The sequence below is a fragment of the Fodinibius sp. genome (assembly GCF_041642155.1).
GTDB lineage: Bacteria > Bacteroidota > Rhodothermia > Balneolales > Balneolaceae > Fodinibius.
This window is the reverse complement of sequence record NZ_JBEPWZ010000323.1, coordinates 1-3,206: the sequence shown is the minus strand read 5'-3', so window position 1 is coordinate 3,206 and position 3,206 is coordinate 1. Positions and strand designations below refer to the sequence as shown.

General features: G+C 50.9%; 2 protein-coding genes. Both read left to right on the top strand.

Going from position 1 to position 3,206, the window contains the following annotated elements; translation table 11 throughout:
* Nucleotides 1-1,283: efflux RND transporter periplasmic adaptor subunit (locus tag ACESLU_RS13415; RefSeq protein WP_372639138.1), on the top strand; the 1,283-nt coding region annotated here is incomplete at its 5' end.
* Between the two features lie 251 nt (nt 1,284-1,534).
* The coding region (locus ACESLU_RS13410) for an efflux RND transporter permease subunit (RefSeq protein ID WP_372639137.1) at nt 1,535-3,206 on the top strand (1,672 nt) is incomplete at its 3' end.

Here is a 3,206-nt window from a genome sequence, read left to right as displayed (position 1 = left end):
CTGAGATCTCGAGAAGGGAAACCGAAGTACAGACAGCCGGTATTTACGGACCTGACATGACATTTGAACACGCGGGACGGTATGACCTAACCATCGAGATTTACGGCATGGTCAACGACACGATACAGGTAAACGGCATTCCGGTGTATAATTCAGCTGATGAAGTACCCCCTGCCCACGCCGGGGAGAGCCCCAGCCTGATCACCTTCTTAAAAGAGCAGCAGTGGGACATCCCCTTTGGGACGCAGGAAGTGCAGCAGCGAACGCTCACCCAGACGGTGGATGCTACCGGAGAAATTATGGCCGATCAAAATAGCCAGGCGATGGTTTCCGCTCCCTTTTCCGGCGTAATCCTGTCCAGTCAAAACAGCACCTTGCCGGTCGAAGGACAACAGCTGCAAAAAGGGGCTTCGATAGCGGTGTTGAACCCGGCTATTCAATCCAGCGAAGCCGACAACTACGCCCAGCAGTTTATCAATGCACAATCGGAGCTGGAGCTGGCGAAATCCAATGTAGCGCGTTCCGAACGTTTGTATGAAAAGGAAGCAATCCCTCAGGCCGAGCTTCAGAAAGCCCGAATTGAATACCGGCAGGCATTGACCCGCTACCAGACGATCAGCGAAGTTATTCAGGTGGATACCACAACCATCGATGGATATGGAAGCTCAACCGAATCCTATCGCTTTGAGATTAAGGCTCCGTTAAGTGGGACTATTGTCAAATCCCATGTCACACCGGGCATGCAGGTGGAGGCCGGTCAACCGCTTTATCGTATTGCAGATGCCTCCAAAGTATGGCTTAAAGCAGATGTCCCGGCGGCTCAGTACAGTCGCATTGCCAGTGCCGGCAACGCGGCATTCAGCGTACAGGGTAGTGACCGACTGCACGAGGTCAGTGACTTAAAGGGGAGGTTGATTAGCCGCTCCAACAGCATTGACCCGCAAAGCCGGACACTTCCGCTGATCTATCAGCTTGACAATACGGAAAGTGGATTACCCCTGGGCATGTTTGCTACCGTACATGTAGACACCGATACCAAACAAAAGGTATTGGTTGTACCGAAGTCGGCCTTGCTGGAAGAGGAAGGCACTTATAACGTATACGTACACGTCTCGGGGGAATCCTTTGAGAAGCGCCAGGTAACAACAGGCATCGAGGACGGGGGGTGGGTAGCGATCACTTCCGGGCTCCGGGCGGGAGAGCATGTGGTTACAAGAAACGCCTACCAGGTAAAACTGGCCTCGCTTTCCTCCGAAGCTCCGGCGCACGGACACACTCACTAACCCCGCTTTCTCATCAAAACTTTGGTAAAGAATGAGGTGACTTTTGCTGTCTATTAAGCTGATTTCAATCGTATGAGACTTAGAAAAAATACCCCTGTTTTTTGCCGCGAAATTTGTCCTTCAGTTATGGTAAAGCTGAAAAATCTTGTGCAATGTACCCATGTATATTTCTGCAGCTATTTAATCTTCGCCTTGCTGGCAAGTAAATTTTCTGGTGAGCAAACCGGACTAATCCAATAGAATATCCTGATATGTTAGATGCTATTATTCGGGGATCGCTCAGGCAGCGTCTCCTTGTCGTTATCACTTCGATTGTGCTGTTTTTTGCCGGGGCGTGGACCGTCTACCAGATGCCGGTGGATGTATTTCCGGATCTCACCGCTCCAACGGTTACCGTAATGACCGAATCGCACGGCATGGCGCCGGAAGAAGTGGAAAAGCTGGTAACGATTCCCGTGGAAACAGCTGTAAATGGGGCAACCGGCGTTCGGCGCGTACGGTCCTCCACCTCAAAAGGAATATCGATTGTATGGGTGGAGTTTGACTGGGGCACGGATATTTTCAAAGCCCGCCAGATTGTAAGCGAGAAACTCCAGCTCGTTTCCGGGCAGCTGCCGGGCGGGGTTTCCCAACCTGTAATGGGGCCAATTACGTCCATCATGGGCGAGATTATGCTGGTCAGTGTGGACAGCGAGCAGCATTCCGGGCTGGAAGTCCGAACGGTAGCGGACTGGGACATACGCCGCCGCCTGTTGGCTATCCCCGGAGTAGCTCAGGTGATTCCCATTGGAGGCGGCCAAAAGCAATACCAGATACAGGTCAGTCCCGACAGGCTTAAGGAATATAATCTAACCCTTGACCAGGTGTTGGAAGCTGCCGAAGAGGCCAACAGGAATTTTTCAGGCGGCTTTTTCCAACAGCACAGCCAGCAATATACCATCCGTGGGATCGGGCGGGCTTATTCGGTAGAAGAGCTTGAAGAGTCGGTCGTTACCGAGCGAGAAAATCAGCCAATTACGATTGGCGACGTAGCGGAGGTCACCATTGCGGCTAAACAAAAAATAGGGGATGCTTCCGTTAATGCCGACCCGGCCGTCATTATATCCATCCAAAAACAGCCCGGAGCCAATACGCTGGAGCTCACCGAACGCGTTGATCAAACGCTGGCCCAAATTGAACAAAGCCTGCCGGAAGGCTATACCATCAACACCCATTTATTCCGACAAGCTGACTTTATAAGTTTGGCCGTTGGTAATGTGGCGGAGGCTTTGCGTGACGGGGCCATTCTGGTCGTGATTATCCTGATGCTTTTTCTGGTCAACTGGCGAACCACGATGATCTCGCTTACAGCCATTCCGATGTCACTCATCTTTGCCATTTTTGTACTGGAGTTTTTTGATATCACGATTAACACGATGACCCTGGGTGGCATGGCAATTGCTATTGGCGCGATTGTGGATGATGCCATTATTGACGTGGAGAATGTATTCAGACGACTCAGGGAGAATGCCGAAAAACCTCCGAATAAACAACGTCCCTATATGGATGTGATTTTTGAAGCTTCCAAAGAGATTCGGACGTCGATCATCAACGCAACCTTAATTATAATGATCGTCTTTATTCCGCTCTTCTTTTTAAGTGGTATAGAAGGGCGTTTGCTGCAGCCGCTGGGACTGGCGTATATTGTTTCCATTGGGGCTTCTCTGGTTGTTGCTTTAACACTTACGCCGGCCATGTGTTCCTACCTGTTGCCGCGTCAGGCCCGGCGGGGCAAGCTGGACGAGAGTTGGTTTACGAAGAAGTTAAAGAACGGGTATGACCAGGTACTCGAGTCGGTTCTTGTCTATCGGAAAACGGTCATAACATCTGCACTGGTACTGTTTTTGGGAACACTGGTCATTGTACCCTTTTTGGGACGCTCTT